Origin of the sequence: Actinomadura rubrisoli (assembly GCF_004349215.1) — a bacterium.
GTDB classification, from domain to species: Bacteria; Actinomycetota; Actinomycetes; order Streptosporangiales; family Streptosporangiaceae; genus Spirillospora; species Spirillospora rubrisoli.
On record NZ_SMKU01000028.1, the window covers coordinates 11,786 to 30,871 of the forward strand.

A 19,086-nucleotide genomic window follows, 5' to 3' on the forward strand; every position below is an offset into this window, starting at 1 on the left:
CACCCTGCTCACCCGCTTGACGAGAGCGGCGCGCGCCTCGGTCGGCCGTGGTCGGCCGGGGCGGGCCGTGGCCGCTTCCGGCGAGAGCGGAGCGCTCCGGCCCCGGCCGGGGAGATGATCGGCCTTATGGGATCACGTCTGACCGCGGTGTTCGCCCTCACCCTCGTCCTCGCCGCGTCCGGCGGGGCGGCGGGGGCCGCGACCACCCGCGCGACCCCGTCCGCGTCCGCTCCCGAACTGGCCGACCCGCACCCGTGCGCGGGCCAGCCCGGATTCACCTGCTCGACCCTGACCGTTCCCCTCGACCACCGGAACCCGTCCAAGGGGACCCTGAAGCTGCAAGTCGCGACCGGCGGCGACACCGGCGCGCCGAAGGGCGTCCTGCTGTTCCTGACCGGCGGTCCCGGCCAGCCCGGCGTCCCCTTCATCAGCCGGATCGCCCAGCAGCGGCTGCCGGGGCTGACGAAGAACTACCGCTTCGTCATGATCGACCAGCGGGGCACCGGCGAGTTCGGCGCGATCGACTGCCCGAGGCTCCAGGCGCAGGTCGGCGGCAGCGACATCGAGGCGCCGACGCCGGACGCGGTCGCCGAGTGCGCGGGTGTCCTCGGCGACCGCCGGCACTACTTCACCACCGAGCAGACCGTCGGGGACCTCGACCTGCTCCGCCGGGCGCTCGGCGCCCGCAAGATGACGCTGGACGGCGTCTCCTACGGCACCATGACCGCCGCGACCTACGCCGCCTTCCATCCGCACAATGTGAACAGCCTCGTCCTGGACTCGGTGCTCCCGCACGTGGACCCGCAGAAGGACGACATGCTCTACCTCACCGGCCTGCGGGCGACCGCGCGGGTCCTGCGGGACGCGTGCGGGGCCGCCCCGTCCTGCGGCTTCGATCCGGCGAAGGACCTGGCCTGGGTGGCCCGCCACCGCGACGACGACGTCCTCATCTGGGACATGCTCGTGAGTTACGAGTTCCTGGACCCGACCTACCGCGACCCGAACCCCGCCGGGCTGCCCGCCGGGTCGGGGGACGTGGTGTCGGCCTTCCACGAGGCGCGGCACGGGAACCCGGCCCGGCTCGACCGCCTGATCCGGCTGCTGGACTCCGGCGGCGACCCGGTCGCGTCCTACAGCTCCGGCCTGCACATCGCGACCATCTGCGGCGACGGGCACTTCCCCTGGGGCACCTCGGCGGCGCCGCTCGCCGGCCGCAAGGCGATCCTGGAGAAGACGCGCCGGCGGCTTCCCGCCCGCGCCACCTGGCCGTTCACCGCCGACGCCGCCGTGGGCAACGGGTTCGTCCAGGAGTGCCTGTACTGGCCCACGTCCCGGCACACCGCCGAGCCGAGGCGGTCGAAGCTGCCCCCGGTCCCGGTGCTGCTGCTGAACGGCGACCGCGACCTGTCCACGCCGCTCGAATGGGCCCGGGAGGCGCTCGGCCTGGCCCCGCGCGGCCGGCTCGTGGTGGTGAAGGGCGCCGCGCACTCCATCCAGAACCGTGAGCGCGGCACGCAGGGCCGCGACGCCGTCTACACCTTCCTCAACGGCTAGCCGTTGTCGACCACGACGACGAGCTTGCCCCGGGTGTGCTCGTTCAGCAGGTCGGCGTAGGCCCTGGGGCCCTCGTCCAGGGTGTAGCGCCGGCCGACCGTCGCGGGCAGCGTCCCCTTGAGGGCGCTGTCCGCGACGGTCTCCAGGTCGCCGGGCCTGGCCGTGGTCAGGACGGTCTCCGGGGCCAGGTCGTCGCGCCCGATGGCGTCGGCGGGCGGCGCCGGGAAGGCGATGTTGAGCAGCCGCCCGCCGTACCGGACGGCCCGCGCGGCCTCCGCGAGCCGGTCTCCCGGCAGCGCCAGGTTGACCAGGGTGTCCACCCCTCCCGGATGGCGCCGCAGCGTCTCGGCGACCGGGTCGGCGGCGCGGTAGTCGATCACCTCGGCCGCCCCGAGCCCCCGCACGTACGCCTCGTCCTCGGGGATCGCGGTCGCGACCACGTGCGCGCCCGCCTCGGCCAGCAGCGGGACGACGACCCCGCCGACACCGCCCGCCGCGCCGATGACCAGGACCCTCTGGCCCTTCTGGAACGCCCCGGCGCGCATGAGCGGCAGCGCCGTCAGGGCCGCGGTCGGCAGGACCGCGGCGTGCTCGGGTGGCAGCGCCGCCGGACGAAGCGCGAGGGCGGGCGCGTCCGCCTCGAACACCGCGTACTCGGCCATCGCCCCCGTCGACAGGGACGGCACGTCCGCGACCAGCGCCGCCATCGCCACCGCACCGCGCGGCAGCGCGTGCCCGAAGACCTCGTCGCCGGGGGAGAAGCGCGTCACCCCCGGGCCCGCCTCCGTGACGGTGCCCGCGAAATCGCGGCCCGGGACGTGCGGGAACGTCAGCGGAGCCCGGTCGCGGAAGACGCCCGCCAGCAGCCGCAGCTCGCCCGGGTTGAGCCCGGTCGCCCTGACGCGCACCAGCACCTGCCCGGGACCGGGGCTCGGGACGGGCAGCTCGCCGGCGCGCAGCACCTCCGGCCCTCCGTAGCCGTCCGCCACCACGGCCCTCATCGTCTCGCCCATGCCGCATCACTCCCATCGCTCCGCACTAAACGGACCAGTCGGTCATGTTGTGCTCACGCTAGCAGAAAACCTGACCGTCCGGTCCGCTTGTAGGGTGGGGGGTGACGCGAGAGGGCGGTGGCACATGGCGGGAACCGGAACGGCGGAGGGCGGGACGCGCGCGGACGCGGTCCGCAACCGGCGCCTGCTGCTGGACGCCGCCGCGGCGGAGTTCGCCGAGCACGGCATGGACGTCCCGATCGCGCGGATCGCGGCCCGCGCCGGCGTCGGCAAGGGCACGGTGTTCCGCCACTTCGCGACCAAGGAGCAGCTGCTCGCCGCGATCTTCGGCCACCGGCTGGACGAGCTGTCCGCCGTCGGGCAGGGCCTGCTGGACGCGCGGGACCCCGGGGCCGCGCTGCTGGCGTTCATGACCGAGGGCGTCCGGATGCAGGCCGGCGACCGCATGTTCTGCCAGGCCGTGACGGCGCTCGCCCGGACCGAGCCGCAGCTCCGCGCCGCCAGCGAGCGCCTGATCGGCGTCGCCGAGGCCCTCACCGCGCGCGCCCGCCGCGCCGGGTCCGTCCGCGAGGACGCCACCGGCCACGACGTCGTGCTCCTGCTCGGTGCCGCCACGCAGGCGGCGGCCCCGCTCGGCGGCACGCTCCCCGGCCTGTGGCGCCGCTACGTGCACATGATCTTCGACGGCCTCCGTCCCGGGGCCGCGCACCCGCTCCCCGAGCCGCCCCCCACCACGGCGCAGCTCGCCGCCGCGGCGAAAACCTCCGCGACCTCCTAAGGGCGCCGACCCCACGCTCTCGTAGGCGCCCGCGTGGTGAAGTCCGCCGCGTGGTGGTGCCTCCCGTGTGGTGGGGCCTCCCGCGTGGTGCGGTCTCCTGCGTAGTGGAGTCTGCCGAGTGGTTGGTTCGCGCGCGATGAGCCCGCCGCTCGGCGACGGGCTTCACCTGGGTGAAGCCCGTCGCGGGATGGGGTGTCAGGCCGTGAAGACCCGGTCCAGGAGGTCGCGGTAGCCGCGGAGCGCCAGGCGCAGGCGCTCGGTGTCGGGGCGGTCGCCCTTGCCGTTCCCGAGGGGCTCCGACAGGGTCCGCCGATGGGCGGCGACGGCCTGGACGAGTGCGTCGGCGGCCTCGGCGGTGAGCTCGTCGGCCTTGCGGACGGCCTCGCCCGGGTCGTCCACGAACCCGGCCTGGACCGCGCGCCAGCGCTCCCTGAACCGCTCGGCCTCGGCGGCCTTCAGCAACCGCTCGTGGAGCGCGCCGAGGTCCGGTCCGCTCCCGGCTCCGCCGGGGCTCGCGGCCGCGTCTGCGGCACCGGGCTTGCCGCCGCCGCCAGGCGCGGTGCCGGTACTGGGCGCGGTGCCGGTGCCGGGCGCGGTGCCCGTGCCGGGCGCGTTTCCGATTTCCGGTGCGGCGCCCGTCCCGGGGGCGGTGCCCTTCGCGTCGCCGGTGTCCCGGGGGCCGCCGGTGGTGCCCGGCGGGCTCGGGAAGCCGGTGGCGACCTCGCCCTTGGCGAGTCCCGGCGAGGTGATCCGGTCGGGTGCGGTGTCCGGCTCGGGCTCGGGCCCGCCGCCGGTGCCGGGGGCCTTCGGCGGGGGACCGGCGACGCGGGTGTCGCCGGCGACGCCGGGATCGGCGGTCCCCGCGGCCCGGGCGCGCTCGTCCGGGGCCGGCCCCGGCCCGGCGGCGGCTGTCCGGTCGTCCGGTGGCCTGTGCTCCATCAGGGGTCAGCTCCTCGGGGTCTGCTCGGCGGCGTCCCGCGCCGGGACGGACAGGAGCTCCTCGAAGAGCGCCCGGTAGTGCACCATGGCCTGCCGCAGCTCCTCCGTGGAAGCCTGCTTGCCCTGCGCGCGGGCGCTGATGTCGTGGGCGTCCCGGTAGTGCTCCAGGGTGCGGCCGTGCTCCACCGACAGGTGGGCGGCCTTCTCTTCGAAGCCGCGCGTCGGGTAGCCGCGCTCGCCCATCACCACGGTGACGAGCCCGTCGGCCTGCTCGACGGCCGCCTCCGGGGCGTCGACGAACCGCTCCTGGACGCGGACCCACTGCTCGCGGTACTGCTCGCGCTGCTGCGGTTCGAGGTCGCGCAGTTCGAGTTCCTGGTGGCGCTCCTCGCGGGAGAGGAGCTCGCGCTCGGCGGCGGCGCGGCCGCCCTGGCTCTCCAGTGCCCGGTCGTACTCGGGGCCGAACCGCCGCTTGAGCCGCCGCGTCCGCGCCTGGGTCCACGCCAGGTACGCGACAGCGGCGACGATGACGACGGCGATGACGACCATGATGACGGTCGACATTGTCTGTCCTCCAACGTGCGTCGGATTGAATGCATCGCCGATGCCCGGAGAAAGACGGTCGAAACGAGCCGCCGGGCTAGGCGCGCCCGGAGGCCGGGGCGCCTGTCAACCCTTGGGAGGGAAGGAGCAGACGAGCATCCTGATGCGCTTGCGCTCGGTCCATCCGGCCGCGTCCAGGAGGGCGATCCCGCGCCTGTCCCAGGGCAGCGTGCACGCGACGGTGACGCCCACCCGGCCCAGCGCCCGCCGGAACTCCTCCAGGCCGGGCTTGCGGCTGCGGGGCCCCCGCACCGCGGCGTTCAGCAGCCGCCGGTCCTCGATGAACTCCGGCGGCGCGGGGACCAGCGACAGGTAGTGGTGGTTGGGGCTCACCGCGTGCACGTCGGCCGACAGCATCGGCACGATCCGCATGAAGGCGATCGGCATCAGCGCCACGCCGTCCGGCCCGGCCGCCCGGACCACCGCCCGCGTGGTGCCGATCTGCTCGGCGGGGGCCTTCCAGGAGGGACGCGACGCGACGTAGGAGCCGTTCTTCTCCGACCACACCGGCGTACCGCCGGCCACCAGCGCGACGGCGAGGGCGGCGGCGGGCGCGGCGGCCGCGAGGAGGCGCACGGCCCCCGCCCGTCCGGCGTCCCGGACCAGTGCCGTCACCGGGACCGCGGCGAGCAGGCCCACCAGGGCGGGCGCGGGCACGATCCACATCGTCCGCCACAGCACCTGCCCGACGTCGGTGGCGTCCCTGATGCCCTCCAGGACCCCTGGCAGGACGAGCAGGGTCAGCAGCGCGGCTACGCCGGTGAGGATCAGCGCGGGGACGCCGCGCCGGGCCGTCCAGGGCGAGAGCCACAGCGCGCACCCCCCGAGGACGCCGAGCGTGGAGTGGAGCAGCACCCACTGGAAGCTGACGGGCCCGTCGTGGAAGCTGCCGTGGATGGTCGTGTCGCTCTCCATCATCATGACGCCCAGGCCCGCCGCGATCGGGTAGGCCGCCACGACGCACGCGGCCAGCCCGGTCGCGACCCGCCCGGCCGCGATCAGCGGGACGGCGGCGGCCGCGGCGATCAGCGGGACGACGAACGCCGACGACGACGTCAGCCCGGCCGCCGCGATCCCGGCCGCGGCGAGCAGGGCGAGGTCCTGGCGCGACCTGCGCTCGGCCCAGCGGGTCAGGTAGACGTACATCAGCGGGATCAGCGCCGACACCAGCACGGCCTTGCCCTGCCACATGCGCAGCAGGTGGAACGAGCCGAGCGACGCGCGGTCCTCGCCCGACCACAGCAGGTACAGGGCGCCCACCGCGAAGCAGGCGGCGGCGTGGCGCGGCGCCCAGGCCCGGATCAGCCGCCACAGCGACCAGATCGCCAGGAACGTCGCCGCGGGCAGCACCGCGTACCACAGGAAGGAGGACGCGGGCACGCCGAGCATCCGGGCGAGGGCGCCGACGAGCACCTCGATCGACGCCACCGGCGGCTCCCCGGCGATCGCGTCCGTCTTCCCGGAGGTGAACATGACGTCCCGGAGCGGGATGCGGCCCGTCGCGGCCGTGGCGACCGAGCGTGACACGAAGTAGGCGTCGTCGGCGTCGGTGTTGACGATGAACAGCGACGCCACGGCGAACCCGGCGCCGGTGAGGAGCGCCAGCGGCGTCCCCCAGCGCAGGTCCCGCTCGTCCGCCTCCCCGGAGGGCTCGTCCGCCCCGTCCCCGGGCTCCCCCTCCGGGCCGGACGGGGCGCGGCGGCGCAGGAGCCAGGCGGCGGACGCCGCGACGCTCACCAGCCCCGGCGCCCACGCGCACCACCACGGGACCCCGGACGGGTGCAGGCCCGCGCACGTCCCCGCCGCGAGGCCCGCCGCCACCGCCACCGCGGCCAGTGCGCGCGGCGGCGCCCCGGCGGCCCGGACCCGGCGATCGGGCCAAAGCGGCCTGCCGTCCCGCCACAGGCCCCGCCGCGCCACGAGCACGGCGAGCACGGCCGCCGGCACCAGCCAGGCGGCCAGCAGGACCGCGGTGGGCGGCCGGAGCAGCAGGCCGAGATGGTAGACGAGGGTCCACGCGGCGAACAGCAGCACGGCGCCGTCGCCGACCCCGTCCATGATGCGCGTCGTGCGCGATGCCCCCGTCAGACCGCCGTCCCTCGTCTCAGTGGAACGATCCCGAAGTTGGATCATCCGATTCCCCCAGTGCGCGCGTGTGCTCTCACCGTCCTCTGCCGGCGGGGGTGGCCGAGTGTCCGGAGGCACGGTGCTGTTTAGTGATCTTGTTCTTTACGACGCCCCGGCGGCCCGGGGAGTTCACAGGCTCCGCCAAGAAGTTGATCTTTGCTGGCGTACCCGGAGTCCGCCCCTCGATGCCACAAGTCACGATTTACTGCGCCATATCCGATCTGCATGTTCTGATGGAGCGGTACGAAAACCCTATGTGCCCGGTGCGGGTGCGCGCGATGGGAAGTGATGCGCGGTGCGCCATGCGTTCGGCCTCGTCCTCGGCGTCGTGCTGACCCCCGCGCTGCTCTACGGCGCGGCCTGGGGCTACGTGCAGGCGGGCCAGTCCTTCGACGGGTCCGGGCAGGAGATCACCGACCGCACCCGCATCTACGGGGCGTTCGCCCTGCTCGCCGCCGTCGGCCTGGTGATGGGCGTGATCATCGTCGCGCGGTGGGCGTCGCCGCTGGTCTCGCTCGTCCCCGCGCTGGCGCTGCTCGGGCTCTCCGCCTCCTTCCTGGTCGACCCCGGCCGCGTCCTGGACCTGCCGGGCAAGGTGCCCCCCTCCGGCGACATGGACTTCGGGCTGCGCATGCTGCTCGGCTCGGGCGTCTACGCGATGATGGGCTTCGCGCTGCTGATGCCGACGTGGGCGCCGCGCCGCTGGGGCTCCGCCCGCGACGAGGAGGCCGCCGAGCCCGAGTACTACTCCGCCGTGGAGCGCTGAGGCGGCGCTGCGCGGCCACCACCGCCGCCGCGTTCGCCGAGCGCGGCAGCCGCAGCCATTGCCGGGGCCCCTCGACCCGCTCGGCCTCGATCCGTCCGGTCGCGGGGCCGTCCAGCGCGACCGGCGGGCCCGGCCTCGCCAGCTCCACCACCAGCATCCGGTCGGCGCCGACGGTCCGGCGCAGCTCGTCCAGGCCGCCGCCGTCGTAGGCCGGCCGACAGTGATCGATGATCATGAACGCGAGCGGCGCGACGAACGTCACGCCGCGCACGAAGTCCCGGGCGAAGACGGTCATCGGGCACTGCGTCAGGAACGCGCCCCCGTAGGTGAGCGACTTGGTCGCGCCGTGGCTCTCGATCGGCACGAACTGCAGGGCGCCCGACAGCACCCACAGCCCGCCGAAGATCGCGGTTCCGGCCGGCACCATGAGCGGGACCATCGCCGCCCGCCCCGGCGTCCAGGGCGCCTCCAGTCGCGGCAGCGCGAGGACGAGGACGGTCACCGCCGGGACCAGCTTCCCGAAGCGCCGCGGCCACGGCGAACGCGGCCGGCCCGGCGCCGCCCGGCCGGCTGAACGGGAACACCAGCGACCCCGCCAGCAGCGGCGGGCCGCCGCGCAGCGCCAGCGTCCCGGCCGCGCGCCCGAGGTCGTCGGCCAGCCATCAGCCCTGGAGGCCGACCGGGCGGTGCAGGTCGATCGCCACGTCGCCGTCGCGGATCCGCGTGGCGAGGTCCAGCCCGCCGAAGATCTGGACGGGTCCGATCAGGGCCTGCGTCAGGAAGCAGAAGGTGACGGCGTCGGCCGCGTCGTACCCGCCGAGCGAGGGGCGCTCATGCCAGAGGGCCACCAGCCACCAGACCCACGGAAGGACGCTCACTTGCCGAGAGCCTAGAACCCCGCACGCGGGCGGACAAACCGGACCGCGCCCCCACCGGCGTCGACGTGCGGCGAGCCGCTGTCATGAGGCCCTCCATGACAACGACTCGCCGCGAGCGAACGAGGGAAGGTCAGCCCTGGGGGAGGGCCGGCTTGGTCGGGGAGTAGATCCACTCCTTGAAGAACTGCGTCAGGTCCTGGCCGGAGACCTTCTGGGCCAGGGCGGTGAACTGCTCGGTGGTGGCGTTGCCGTACCGGTGCTGGGCGAGCCACGTCCGCAGCAGGGCGAAGAACTTCTCGTCACCGATCTTCTCGCGGAGGAGTTGCAGCGCGATGCCGCCGCCGCTGTAGACCCGCGCGTTGAACATGGTGTCGCGCTGCGGGTCGGCCGTCACGACCGACCAGAACGGGCGGCCCGCCGGGTCGGGGAACGGACGGGAGTTGTACGTCGTGCGGGCCTGGTCGTGGACGGTGGCGCCGCCCTGCTTCTCGGCCCACCACCACTGCGCCCAGGTGGCGAAGCTCTCGTTCAGCCAGATGTCCTTCCAGCGCTTCGGGGAGACGCTGTCGCCGAACCACTGGTGCGCCAGCTCGTGCGCGATGGTCCCGGTGTTGCGGACGGCCGAGTACACCGGCTTGCCCTGGGTCTCCAGGGAGAAGCCGAGCGGCTGGCCGTTGAACTGGGCGTCGTCGGCGATCGCGCCGGTGGTACTGAACGGGTACGGGCCGAAGGTCTGTTCCCACAGGTCCGTGACCTGGCTGGTGGTGTCGAAGAAGAAACCGACCGCGTTCGGCTGGGCCTTGATCAGTTCGGGGTCGACGGCGGTGTAGTTGCGCACGCCGCCGGGCGTCCGGCCGTCCCTGATGTCCCACTTGCCGATGTCGATGGTGGTGAGGTAGCTCGCCATCGGGCTGCTCTCACGCCACTTGAAGACGCTGGCGGACGTGGCCGCGCGGCGCCGGCTGAACGAGGCGACGGTGTTCTGCGTGCCGGTCAGCAGGCCGTTCGCGACGGCCCTCAGGCCCTTCGGCACCGCGATCGTGTAGTCGTAGGTGGCCTTGTCGCTGGGGTGGTCGTTGACCGGGAACCAGGTGGAGGCGCCGTTGGGCTCGCCGCCGATGAACGCGCCGTCCGGGGTGTGCAGGAACCCGTACGGGGAGCCGAACACGATCGGCGAGCCGACGATGGTCTGCGGGACGCCGCCGTAGGTGACGACCGCCGTGAACGTCTTGCCCTTGCGCAGGCCCTTGCGCGGGGTGACGATCAGCTCCTGGCCGCGCCGCTTGTAGGTGGCTTTGCCACGGTCCACCTTCACCTGGTCGACGTCCATGCCGGACAGGTCCAGGTCGAAGCTCGACAGGTTCTGCGTGGCCTTCGCGGTGATGGTCACGGTGCCGTCGAGCTGGTCGTAGTCGGGGTCGTAGCGGAGGTTCAGCGAGTAGTGCTGGACGTCGTATCCGCCGTTGCCCTCCAAGGGGAAGTAGGCATCGCCGACTCCGGGAGCGCCGGGGGTGTAGCGCTCGCGGGCGGTGGCGGAGGCGGCCGGGGCGAGCGCGAGCACGCTTACGGCCGCGACGGCGATCGGAAGCATTCGCCCGGGGGTGGCCCGGGGCGGCATGAACCGGTTGTGGCGCGACGCCATTTGAGGATCCTCTCCCTTGAGTGATCACAAGCGTGCTTACATTGCCCGCATTGCCAGGAGATGTCGAGACATGTGCCGAATGTGGCCGCGGGTGTCCGCAGGTGCGGGCGGGTACGGCGTGCCGGATCGGGCTCCCGGACGGACGCGCGCCAGAAGGCCCCCGCGGGTGTAGGGACGCGGGGGCCTTCGGTGTGAGGGGAGGAATGGCCTGGAAAGATCGGTGCGGATCAGGTGCGGGTCAGTGGAACTGGCCCTCTTCGGTGGAGCCCTTCAGCGCCGTGGTGGACGAGTCGGGCGCGATCGCGGTGCTGACCAGGTCGAAGTAGCCGGTTCCGGCCTCGCGCTGGTGCTTGACCGCGGTGAAGCCCTTCTCGGCCGCCGCGAACTCGCGCTCCTGGAGCTCGACGTAGGCCGTCATGCCCTCGCGGGCGTAGCCGTGGGCCAGGTCGAACATGCCGTAGTTGAGCGCGTGGAAGCCCGCCAGGGTGATGAACTGGAACGTGAAGCCCATGTGGCCGAGCTCGCGCTGGAACTTGGCGATGGTCGCCTCGTCCAGGTGCGCCTTCCAGTTGAAGGACGGCGAGCAGTTGTAGGCCAGCATCTGATCCGGGTACTCGGCCTTGACGGCCTCGGCGAACCTGCGGGCCTGCTCTAGGTCCGGGGTGCCGGTCTCCATCCAGATGAGGTCGGAGTAGGGCGCGTAGGCCCTGGCGCGGGCGATGCAGGGCTCGATGCCGTTGCGGACGCGGTAGAAGCCCTCGGCGGTGCGCTCGCCGGTGGTGAACTCGCGGTCGCGCTCGTCCACGTCCGTCGTGATCAGGGTCGCGGCCTCGGCGTCGGTCCGCGCGATGATCACTGACGGCACGCCGGCGACGTCGGCCGCGAGGCGGGCGGTGTTCAGCGTCTTGATGTGCTGCGAGGTCGGGATCAGCACCTTGCCGCCGAGGTGGCCGCACTTCTTCTCGGAGGCCAGCTGGTCCTCCCAGTGCACGCCCGCGGCGCCCGCGGCGATCATGCCCTTCATCAGCTCGAAGGCGTTCAGTACGCCGCCGAAGCCCGCCTCGGCGTCGGCCACGATCGGCGCGAGGAAGTGCGTGTCGCCCTCGCCCTCGGCCCACTGGACCTGGTCGGCGCGCAGCAGCGCGTTGTTGATGCGCCGCACGACGGCCGGGACCGAGTTGGCCGGGTAGATGCTCTGGTCGGGGTAGGTCTGGCCCGCGAGGTTGGCGTCGGCCGCGACCTGCCAGCCGGACAGGTAGATGGCCTTGAGGCCGGCCTTCACCTGCTGGACGGCCTGGAGCCCGGTCAGCGCGCCGAGCGCGTGGACGTAGTCCTCCTCGTGCAGGAGCCGCCAGAGCCGCTCGGCGCCGAGGCGGGCGAGCGTGTGCTCCTCCTGGACCGAGCCGCGGATCCGCACGACGTCCTCGGCCGTGTAGGTCCGCTCGATGCCCTTCCAGCGGTCGTCGGTGTCCCACTGCCGCCGCAGCTCCTCAGCTGCGCCCTTGAGGCGACTGTCGCTCATGTCGTGCCCTTCTGTGTCGTCCCCTGGGTGCTTGGACCTGACTATGCCCCGCCCGCGGGCGCCGTTGAACTCGCGGGTAACAGAAGAATTGCGAAATTTCCGCTATTATGAAGCGGTGACGACCTTGCGGCCAGAAGAACCCCTCATCTTGACGAGCGACGTGGATCTCGTCACCTTCGGGCAGCGGCTCCGCCATCTCCGGCGGGGCCGCGGCATGACGCTGGCGGACCTGGGCGCGCGCGTCGGGCGCGCGCCGTCCCAGCTCTCCCTGCTGGAGAACGGCCGGCGCGAGCCCAAGCTGTCGCTGCTGCAGTCCCTCGCCGCCGCGCTGGAGTGCCCGGTCGAGGAGCTGCTGCGCCGCCAGCCGCCGAGCCGCCGCGCGCAGCTGGAGATCCAGCTGGAGGAGGCGCAGCGCGACCCGCTCTACGCCGCGCTCGGGCTCTCGCACCTCAAGGTCGGCAAGCGGATGCCGAACGAGGTGATCGAGCACATCCTGGCGCTGTACGGGGAGCTGAGGCGCAGCCGCACCAAGCCCACCGCGAGCCCGGAGGAGGCCCGCAAGGCCAACGCCGAGCTGCGCCGCCAGATGCACGAGCGCGGCAACCACTTCCCCGAGATCGAGACGATCGCCGCCCAGGCGCTGGACTCCGTCGGCTACCGGGGCGGCGCGGTGTCGCAGGGCGTGCTGATGACGCTCGTCGGCCACTTCGGCTTCGGCCTGCGGTACGTCCAGGACCTGCCGCGCTCCGTCCGGTCGATCACCGACCTGCGCAACCGGCGGATCTACCTGGAGCGCGAGCAGCTCGGCATGCACACCCCGCGCACGATCCTGCTGCAGACCCTGGGGCACATCGCGCTGGACCACGACCAGCCCCGCGACTTCGCCGACTTCCTGCGCCAGCGCGTCGAGGCGAACTACTTCGGCGCCGCGATCCTGATGCCCGAGCGCAGCGTCGTGCCGTTCCTCCAGGAGGCCAAGGCCGCCCGGGAACTGTCGGTGGAGGACCTGGCCGACGTGTTCTCGGTCTCCTACGAGATGGCGGCGCACCGGTTCACCAACGTCGCGACCCACCACCTCGGCCTGGAGCTGCACTTCACCAAGAACGACGAGAACGGCACGATCTACAAGGCCTACACCAACGACGGCCTCGCCTTTCCGCAGGACGAGGACGGCGCGATCGAGGGCCAGCGGATGTGCCGGCAGTGGGCCGGGCGGCACGTGTTCGGCGCCGAGGACCGCTTCTCGGTCTACTACCAGTACACCGACACGCCCAACGGGACGTACTGGTGCCTGTCGCACATCGACCCGAGCCACGAGCGCGACTTCGCGATCACGCTGGGCGTCCGGTTCGAGGACTCGCGCTGGTTCCGCGGACGCGAGACGACCCGGCGGGTCAAGTCGGCCTGCCCGGACGGCGACTGTTGCCGGCGGCCCCCCAAGGCCCTGTCCGACCGGTGGGAGGGCATGGCCTGGCCGTCCGCCCGCGCGCACTCCCACGTCCTGTCCGTCCTGCCGCCCGGCGCGTTCCCGGGCGTGGACGAGGCGGACGTCTACGCATTCCTGGACAAGCACGCCGCCGAATGACGGACGTGTTGTGGCCGTGTTAACTCTTCGGGTCGGCCGGGCCCGGTCCGTGTCGGCGGCGGGTGCTCAGGGCGCCGGTGGCGTTTCCTGGGACGAGTCGCCTCGGTCCGGGGGCGGCTCCGGTCGGGAGGGGAAGTGCGTGCTGCCTGAGGTCGCTTCATGGTCGCGCCGTCGTACGAGCAGGGCGGAGGACTGGCCGCCGCACAGCCTGTCGGCCGCCAAGGGCGCCGCCAGGATCAGCGTCGTGCTCCCCGCGCGCGACGAGGAGGCGACGGTCGGCGCGATCGTGGCCGCGATCCGGACGGACCTGGTCGAGCGGATCCCGCTCGTCGACGAGATCGTCGTGGTCGACTCGCGCTCGCGCGACCGGACGGCCGCCGTCGCCGCCGCGGCGGGCGCCAAGGTGGTCGCCCAGGACGCCGTCCTGCCCGGGCAGGGCCGGATGTCCGGCAAGGGCGAGGCGCTGTGGAAGTCCCTGGCGGCGACCACCGGCGACCTCATCGTGTTCGTGGACGCCGACCTGCGCGGGTTCACCTCGTCCTACGTCACCGGGCTGCTCGGGCCGCTGCTGGCCGACCCGTCCGTCGGCTACGTCAAGGGCTGCTACGACCGGCCGCTGATCGACGGGGACCGGCGCGCCGAGGGCGGCGGCGGCCGGGTGACCGAGCTGGTCGCGCGCCCGCTGATCAACCTGCACTGGCCGCTGCTCGCCGGGGTCGTGCAGCCCCTCGGCGGGGAGTACGCGGGCCGCCGCGCGCTGCTGGAGCGCCTGCCGTTCGTCACCGGCTACGGGGTCGAGCTGGGCCTGCTGCTGGACGTCTGCCAGGACTCCGGGCTCGACGCGATCGCCCAGGTGGACCTCGGCCGCCGCGTCCACTCCCACCAGTCCACCGAGGCCCTCGGCGCCATGTCGGGCCAGATCATGCTGACCGCCTGGTCGCGGCTGGAGCGGCAGGGCCGGATGATCCCGCTGGGCGCCCCCGCCACCGCGCTCACCCAGTTCCGCCGCGTCCCGGACGGGCACGACGCGCGGACCAGCGACGTCGCGGTGGGGGAGCGCCCGCCGATGATCGAGGTCCCCGGCTACGCGTCCGCCCGGACCCTCTCGCCCGGCCGCGGGTAGCGCTCCGCTGCTACCGTTGGTAACAGCCGTATTGGAGAGAGGTCCAGTAAACATGACGAGCCCGGATTCGACGCCGTTCTCGCTGGAGCCCAGCGAAGATGTCCGCGAGGTCAGGGAGTGGGTCCACGCCTTCGCCAGGGACGTCATCCGTCCGGCGGCGGAGGAGTGGGACGAGCGCGAGGAGACCCCCTGGCCGCTGATCCAGGAGGCGTCCAAGGTCGGCCTCTACTCGCTCGACTTCTTCGCCACCCAGTGGCTGGAGCCGACCGGCCTCGGCATCCCGGTGGCGTTCGAGGAGCTGTTCTGGGGCGACGCCGGCATCGCGCTGTCGATCGTGGGCACCGGCCTCGCCGCCGCCTCCATCGCGGCCGTGGGCACGCCCGACCAGATCAACGAGTGGGTCCCGCAGATGTTCGGCACGCCCGACGACGTCAGGCTCGGCGCCTTCTGCGCCTCCGAGCCCGACGCGGGCAGCGACGTGGGCTCCATCCGGGCCCGCGCGGTGTTCGACGAGGCCAAGGACGAGTGGGTGCTGGACGGCACCAAGACCTGGGCGACCAACGGCGGCATCGCCGACGTCCACGTCGTGGTGGCCTCCGTCCACCCCGACCTCGGCAGCCGCGGCCAGGCGAGCTTCATCGTCCCGCCGAACACCCCCGGGCTCAAGCAGGGGCAGAAGTTCAGGAAGCACGGCATCCGCGCCTCGCACACCGCCGAGGTCGTCCTGGACGGCGTGCGGATCCCGAGCCGCCTGATCATCGGGGGCAAGGAGAAGTTCGACGAGCGCATCGCCCGGGTCCGCGAGGGCAAGCGGGCCAAGGGCCAGGCCGCGATGAAGACGTTCGAGACCACGCGCCCGTCGGTCGGCGCGATGGCCCTCGGCGTCGGGCGCGCCGCCTACGACTACGCCCTGGGGTACGCGCGGGAGCGCGAGCAGTTCGGCAAGAAGATCGGCGACTTCCAGGCCATCGCGTTCAAGCTGGCCGACATGAAGTGCCAGGTCGACGCCGCCCGCCTGATGGTGTGGCGCGCCGCCTGGATGGCGCGCACCGGCAAGGACTTCGAGAACGCCGAGGGCTCGATGGCCAAGCTGATGGCGAGCGAGATGGCGGTGCGGGTCACCGAGGAGGCCATCCAGATCCTCGGCGGCAACGGCTACACCCGCGAGTACCCGGTCGAGCGCATGCACAGGGACGCCAAGATCTTCACGATCTTCGAGGGCACCAGCGAGATCCAGCGCCTGGTCATCGGCCGCACCCTCACGGGCCTGCCCGTCCGGTAGCGGCCCGGCGGCTACAGGATGGCCACGTCGTAGAGGATCCGCTCCATCGACCGCACCGGCAGGCCGGGGTTGCCCGCGGCGCTCCTGGCCGCCGCCGGGTCGTCGAGCAGTTCCAGCACGCGGGCGACGGGCAGCCGCGCGTCGCCCGCCGCGGCGGCGCGCACGCGCGGTTCGCCGTCGCGGCTGAGCCGCTCGACCACCGCCGGGGACGCGCCCGGGTCGCGGACGGCCAGCATCCGCGCGACCGGGTCGGGTGAGCCCGCGAGGCGCGCCAGGCCGGCGTGCGGGAAGTTCGGGTGCCGGAGCCGCTCGAACCGGAACACGTGCGGCGACTCCAGCGTCACCGCGAGCAGCAGGTCGGCGGGCGCGTCGGGATGGTGCTCGGCCAGCAGCGCCCGCACGGTGGAGTCGTCGTCGCGGGCGAGGCGCGCGACGAGGTCCCCGGGGAGGTGGGGGCTGTGGGCGGCGAGGCGGCGCAGGCCGACGTGGGCGGACGCGGCGTACCGCCGCAGCAGGTCCGCGTCGTCCAGCCGGTCGCGGAACCAGCGCGGCGGGCGCAGCCGGTCGCGCGCGCCGACGCGGTAGTCGATGGCGGCGCGCTCCTTCTCGGTCAGCTCGGGGCGCAGCGACACCGCGAGCCGCACCTCGTCCTCGGGGTCGGCGGCCAGCTCCGTCACGAGGTCGGCGGGCAGGCTCGGGTTCGCCGCCGCGGCGGCGCGCATGCAAGGCCGGTCGTGCCGGGACAGCGCCAGCGCCTGGGCCCGGTCCAGGACGGCGTCGGACGCGACGCTCTCGCAGCCGTCCGCCAGGAGCGGCGCGACCAGGTCGGGGCGCCGGCGGTAGCCGTGCAGCATCGCCTGCCGCCGCACGTCCGGGTCGGGGTCGTCCAGGGCGGCGTCCACCACTTCGGGCGGCGGGTCCCGCCACAGCTGGAGCGCGTTCCGCCGGACCTTCGGGTCGGCGTCGGCCGCCAGCGCCGCCCGGACGGCCCCGGGCAGCGACGCCAGCTCGCACAGCGCGTGCCGGACCCGCGCGTCGGGGTCGGCGGCGAGCCGCGCGACGGTCTGCGCCGGGAGCGGCTCGGCGCCGTCCCACCGCAGGTCGGGGCCCCAGGCGACGGCCATGCGGATCGCCGGGTCGGGGTCGGCGGCCAGCCGGGCGCGCAGCCCGGCGGGGACGCGGCCGTCCATGGCCAGCAGCCGCCGCGTCCGCGGGTCGGGGTGGCGCATGACCGCGTCGTACACCGCGCCGGGGACGCCGGGCCGGTGCACCAGCGCGGCCCTGATCCGGTGCTCGGCGTGCTCCAGGATCCGCAGGAGGATGTCCTCCGGCGCGCTCGGGTTGGCGGCGAGCCCTTCCAGGCGCACCGAGTAGAGGGTCTCCACCCTTCGACCTCCCTGAGCCGCCTGGTCGATCACGGTAACCGGTCGGCCCGCCGGCCCGGAAGCCCGGGGTGCCGGGGAGGGCGCCGCAGGCCAGTGGTGTTGGCACCGGGTAACACCCCCGGATACCGTTCGGTGCGTGCCCGACCGTCCCGTCCGCCCGCGTCCTCTGCGGGCCCCGCCGCCCGCGACCCTGGCGTACGGTGATCAGGTCATGACGAGCCAGGCGGGCGCCGGTCCGGGATCGCGGCGCGATCCCGACCGCCGCCGTGCCCTGCTGGAGGCGGCCGACCGGGTCATCCAGCGGGAGGGCCCGGGCGCGTCGATGGCCTCGATCGCGGCGGAGGCGGGGATCAGCAAGCCGATCCTGTACCGCCACTTCGGCGACAAGAGCGGCCTCTACCAGGCGCTGGCCGAGCGGCACACGCGCAAGCTGATCGAGGGCATCCGGGCCGAGTTCTCCCGGGACGATTCGGTCCGCGCGCGCACCCGCTCCACCATCGACACCTACCTGTCGACGATCTCGGCGAACCTCAACCTGTACCGGTTCCTGATGCACCGGGCCAGCGCCGAGGACGCGGCCACGCGCAGCGCGATGAGCACGATGATCCGCGACGTGAGCCGGGAGCTGGCCGAGGTGATGATCGACGAGGGCGAGCCGGCGGACCGGACCCGCGCCTACGTGTGGGGCCACGCGATCGTCGGCATGGTGCAGACCGCCGGGGACTGGTGGCTCGACCACGACGGCGACGTGCCGAGGGAGGCCGTGGTGGACGGCCTGGCCGACCTCATCCTCGGAGGGCTCCCGGCCGCCGCGGCCGGCGCCCCCGTCCTGCAGTTGTTCCGAGAACCACGATCCCCGAGGTGACTGTGCAGACCCAGACCGACCGGCGGCCCGACGCGGCCGCTCCGCGCCCCGAACCGGCCGTCGAGACCGAGCGGCGGCCCTGGGGCGCCTTCGAGCGCTTCACGCTCAACGAGCCGTCCACCGTGAAGATCATCCACGTGGAGCCGGGGCAGCGCCTCAGCCTCCAGCGGCACCGCCACCGCGACGAGATGTGGGTCGCGCTCGACCCGGGCGCGGTGTTCGAGGTGGCCGGGCGGCGCGTCCTGCCGGAGGTGGGCGAGCGGGCGTTCATCCGCGCCGGCGAGACCCACCGGCTGAGCTCGGACGGCCCGGCCGTCCGGGTCATGGAGATCGCCTTCGGGCACTTCGACGAGGACGACATCGAGCGCCTGGAGGACTCCTACGGCCGCGACTGACCGCCCGCGGGCAGCACGCCCTGGGCGACCCGCTGGGCCCGTCCCTCGTCGGCGCCGGGCCCCTTGAGGGACACGAACCCCCAGGCCCCGGGCTTCCACTCCCAGGCCAGCTCCACGGCGCCCGGGCGCAGCACCGGCACCGCGAGCACGTAGGCGCGGTGGCCGTGCACGTCCGGCGCGGGCCGTCCCCGGGGGGCGCGGCCCCCGCTGCCGGGCGGCAGGCCCCCGGCCGGGTACATCTCCACGAGCCCGTCGGCGCGCAGCGTCCCGCCGGGCCGCTCCACGCGCAGCGTGATCCGCTGGACGTCGCGTCCGGGCTGGTAGGACGCCGGGGCGAAGCCGCCCGCCGAGCCGACGCTGAACGCGTGCCGCCCCGCGTCGAAGTGCTCGGCCGGGGCGACGGGCCGGGGCTCCGGCGCCGCGGCGGGCCGTCCGAGGAGGGCCGTCGCAGCGGCTATCGCGGCGACGGCGGCGACGGCGGACGTCATGGCCGCGGCGCGGCGCGCGCGCACACGGCGCCGCCCTGCCCGGACGGCGTCCTCCGGATCGGCGGTCCCGCCCGTCGGCGCCTCGAAGCCGCGCAGCGCCGCGAGGAGCCGCGCGGCGTCCCGCTCCCGTTCGTCCACCGT

At 73.9% G+C, this 19,086-nt stretch carries 17 protein-coding genes and 1 pseudogene; 8 read left to right on the forward strand and 10 right to left on the reverse strand.

Features of this window, described 5'->3' with window-relative positions; translation table 11 throughout:
* Positions 1–126 precede the first annotated feature (126 nt).
* The gene (locus E1298_RS08785; RefSeq protein ID WP_131890904.1) at positions 127–1,554 is read left to right on the forward strand and encodes an alpha/beta fold hydrolase; all 1,428 of its coding nucleotides are present in this window, start codon (positions 127–129) and stop codon (positions 1,552–1,554) included.
* Here the strand turns inward: E1298_RS08785 and E1298_RS08790 are convergent.
* Positions 1,551–2,567: an NADP-dependent oxidoreductase gene (locus tag E1298_RS08790; protein WP_243725464.1), complete on the reverse strand. Its 1,017-nt coding sequence runs from the start codon at positions 2,565–2,567 to the stop codon at positions 1,551–1,553. The genes E1298_RS08785 and E1298_RS08790 overlap by 4 nt on opposite strands.
* Before the next feature lie 124 nt (positions 2,568–2,691).
* On the opposite strand from E1298_RS08790, the gene E1298_RS08795 reads away from it, so the two are divergent.
* Positions 2,692–3,345: a TetR/AcrR family transcriptional regulator gene (locus tag E1298_RS08795; RefSeq protein WP_131890907.1), complete on the forward strand. Its 654-nt coding sequence runs from the start codon at positions 2,692–2,694 to the stop codon at positions 3,343–3,345.
* Between the two features lie 195 nt (positions 3,346–3,540).
* On the opposite strand, the gene E1298_RS08800 is transcribed toward E1298_RS08795, so the two are convergent.
* The 3 genes from E1298_RS08800 to E1298_RS47935 all read right to left on the reverse strand — a co-directional run bounded on the left by E1298_RS08800 (position 3,541) and on the right by E1298_RS47935 (position 6,945).
* Positions 3,541–4,284 carry a hypothetical protein gene (locus E1298_RS08800; protein ID WP_131890910.1) on the reverse strand — a complete coding sequence of 248 codons (744 nt, stop codon included), beginning with the start codon at positions 4,282–4,284 and terminating at the stop codon, positions 3,541–3,543.
* A 6-nt stretch (positions 4,285–4,290) separates the two neighbouring features.
* Positions 4,291–4,848 carry a hypothetical protein gene (locus tag E1298_RS08805; protein ID WP_131890913.1) on the reverse strand — a complete coding sequence of 186 codons (558 nt, stop codon included), beginning with the start codon at positions 4,846–4,848 and terminating at the stop codon, positions 4,291–4,293.
* Positions 4,849–4,953: 105 nt separating this feature from the next.
* A complete protein-coding gene (locus tag E1298_RS47935; protein WP_165975372.1) occupies positions 4,954–6,945 on the reverse strand; it encodes a DUF6077 domain-containing protein in 1,992 nt (663 codons plus the stop codon).
* A gap of 364 nt (positions 6,946–7,309) precedes the next feature.
* Here E1298_RS47935 and E1298_RS08815 point away from each other — a divergent pair, with 364 nt between their 5' ends.
* A complete protein-coding gene (locus E1298_RS08815; protein ID WP_131890918.1) occupies positions 7,310–7,780 on the forward strand; it encodes a hypothetical protein in 471 nt (156 codons plus the stop codon).
* Positions 7,781–8,069: 289 nt separating this feature from the next.
* Here the strand turns inward: E1298_RS08815 and E1298_RS49355 are convergent.
* From E1298_RS49355 to aceA, 4 genes and pseudogenes are all read right to left on the reverse strand, one after another.
* Positions 8,070–8,282 (reverse strand): annotated as a pseudogene (locus E1298_RS49355) (ABC-2 family transporter protein); the annotation flags it as partial.
* A gap of 160 nt (positions 8,283–8,442) precedes the next feature.
* A complete protein-coding gene (locus tag E1298_RS08825; protein WP_243725465.1) occupies positions 8,443–8,658 on the reverse strand; it encodes a hypothetical protein in 216 nt (71 codons plus the stop codon).
* 130 nt (positions 8,659–8,788) lie between these two features.
* Positions 8,789–10,249 carry a M1 family metallopeptidase gene (locus tag E1298_RS08830; protein WP_207944516.1) on the reverse strand — a complete coding sequence of 487 codons (1,461 nt, stop codon included), beginning with the start codon at positions 10,247–10,249 and terminating at the stop codon, positions 8,789–8,791.
* A gap of 289 nt (positions 10,250–10,538) precedes the next feature.
* On the reverse strand, positions 10,539–11,822 hold the full coding sequence (gene aceA / locus E1298_RS08835; RefSeq protein WP_131890920.1) for an isocitrate lyase: 1,284 nt from the start codon (positions 11,820–11,822) through the stop codon (positions 10,539–10,541).
* 148 nt (positions 11,823–11,970) lie between these two features.
* On the opposite strand from aceA, the gene E1298_RS08840 reads away from it, so the two are divergent.
* From E1298_RS08840 to E1298_RS08850, 3 genes are all read left to right on the forward strand, one after another.
* A complete protein-coding gene (locus tag E1298_RS08840; protein ID WP_131890971.1) occupies positions 11,971–13,407 on the forward strand; it encodes an XRE family transcriptional regulator in 1,437 nt (478 codons plus the stop codon).
* Between the two features lie 139 nt (positions 13,408–13,546).
* The gene (locus E1298_RS08845) at positions 13,547–14,530 is read left to right on the forward strand and encodes a glucosyl-3-phosphoglycerate synthase (RefSeq protein ID WP_131890922.1); all 984 of its coding nucleotides are present in this window, start codon (positions 13,547–13,549) and stop codon (positions 14,528–14,530) included.
* A 52-nt stretch (positions 14,531–14,582) separates the two neighbouring features.
* Complete coding sequence (locus E1298_RS08850; RefSeq protein ID WP_131890924.1) at positions 14,583–15,812, forward strand: acyl-CoA dehydrogenase family protein; 1,230 nt, start codon at positions 14,583–14,585, stop codon at positions 15,810–15,812.
* Positions 15,813–15,823: 11 nt separating this feature from the next.
* On the opposite strand, the gene E1298_RS08855 is transcribed toward E1298_RS08850, so the two are convergent.
* The gene (locus E1298_RS08855) at positions 15,824–17,197 is read right to left on the reverse strand and encodes an LRV domain-containing protein (RefSeq protein WP_131890926.1); all 1,374 of its coding nucleotides are present in this window, start codon (positions 17,195–17,197) and stop codon (positions 15,824–15,826) included.
* 211 nt (positions 17,198–17,408) lie between these two features.
* Between E1298_RS08855 and E1298_RS08860 the strand changes: the two genes are divergently transcribed.
* A complete protein-coding gene (locus E1298_RS08860; RefSeq protein ID WP_131890974.1) occupies positions 17,409–18,062 on the forward strand; it encodes a TetR family transcriptional regulator in 654 nt (217 codons plus the stop codon).
* Positions 18,059–18,457 (forward strand): phosphomannose isomerase type II C-terminal cupin domain, encoded by a 399-nt coding sequence (locus E1298_RS08865; RefSeq protein WP_131890928.1) that lies wholly within the window; start codon positions 18,059–18,061, stop codon positions 18,455–18,457. The genes E1298_RS08860 and E1298_RS08865 overlap by 4 nt, the downstream gene beginning before the upstream one ends.
* On the opposite strand, the gene E1298_RS08870 is transcribed toward E1298_RS08865, so the two are convergent.
* Positions 18,442–19,083, reverse strand: coding sequence for a hypothetical protein (locus E1298_RS08870; protein WP_131890930.1), 642 nt, complete (start codon positions 19,081–19,083; stop codon positions 18,442–18,444). The two genes, E1298_RS08865 and E1298_RS08870, sit on opposite strands and share 16 nt — an antisense overlap.
* Positions 19,084–19,086 lie beyond the last annotated feature (3 nt).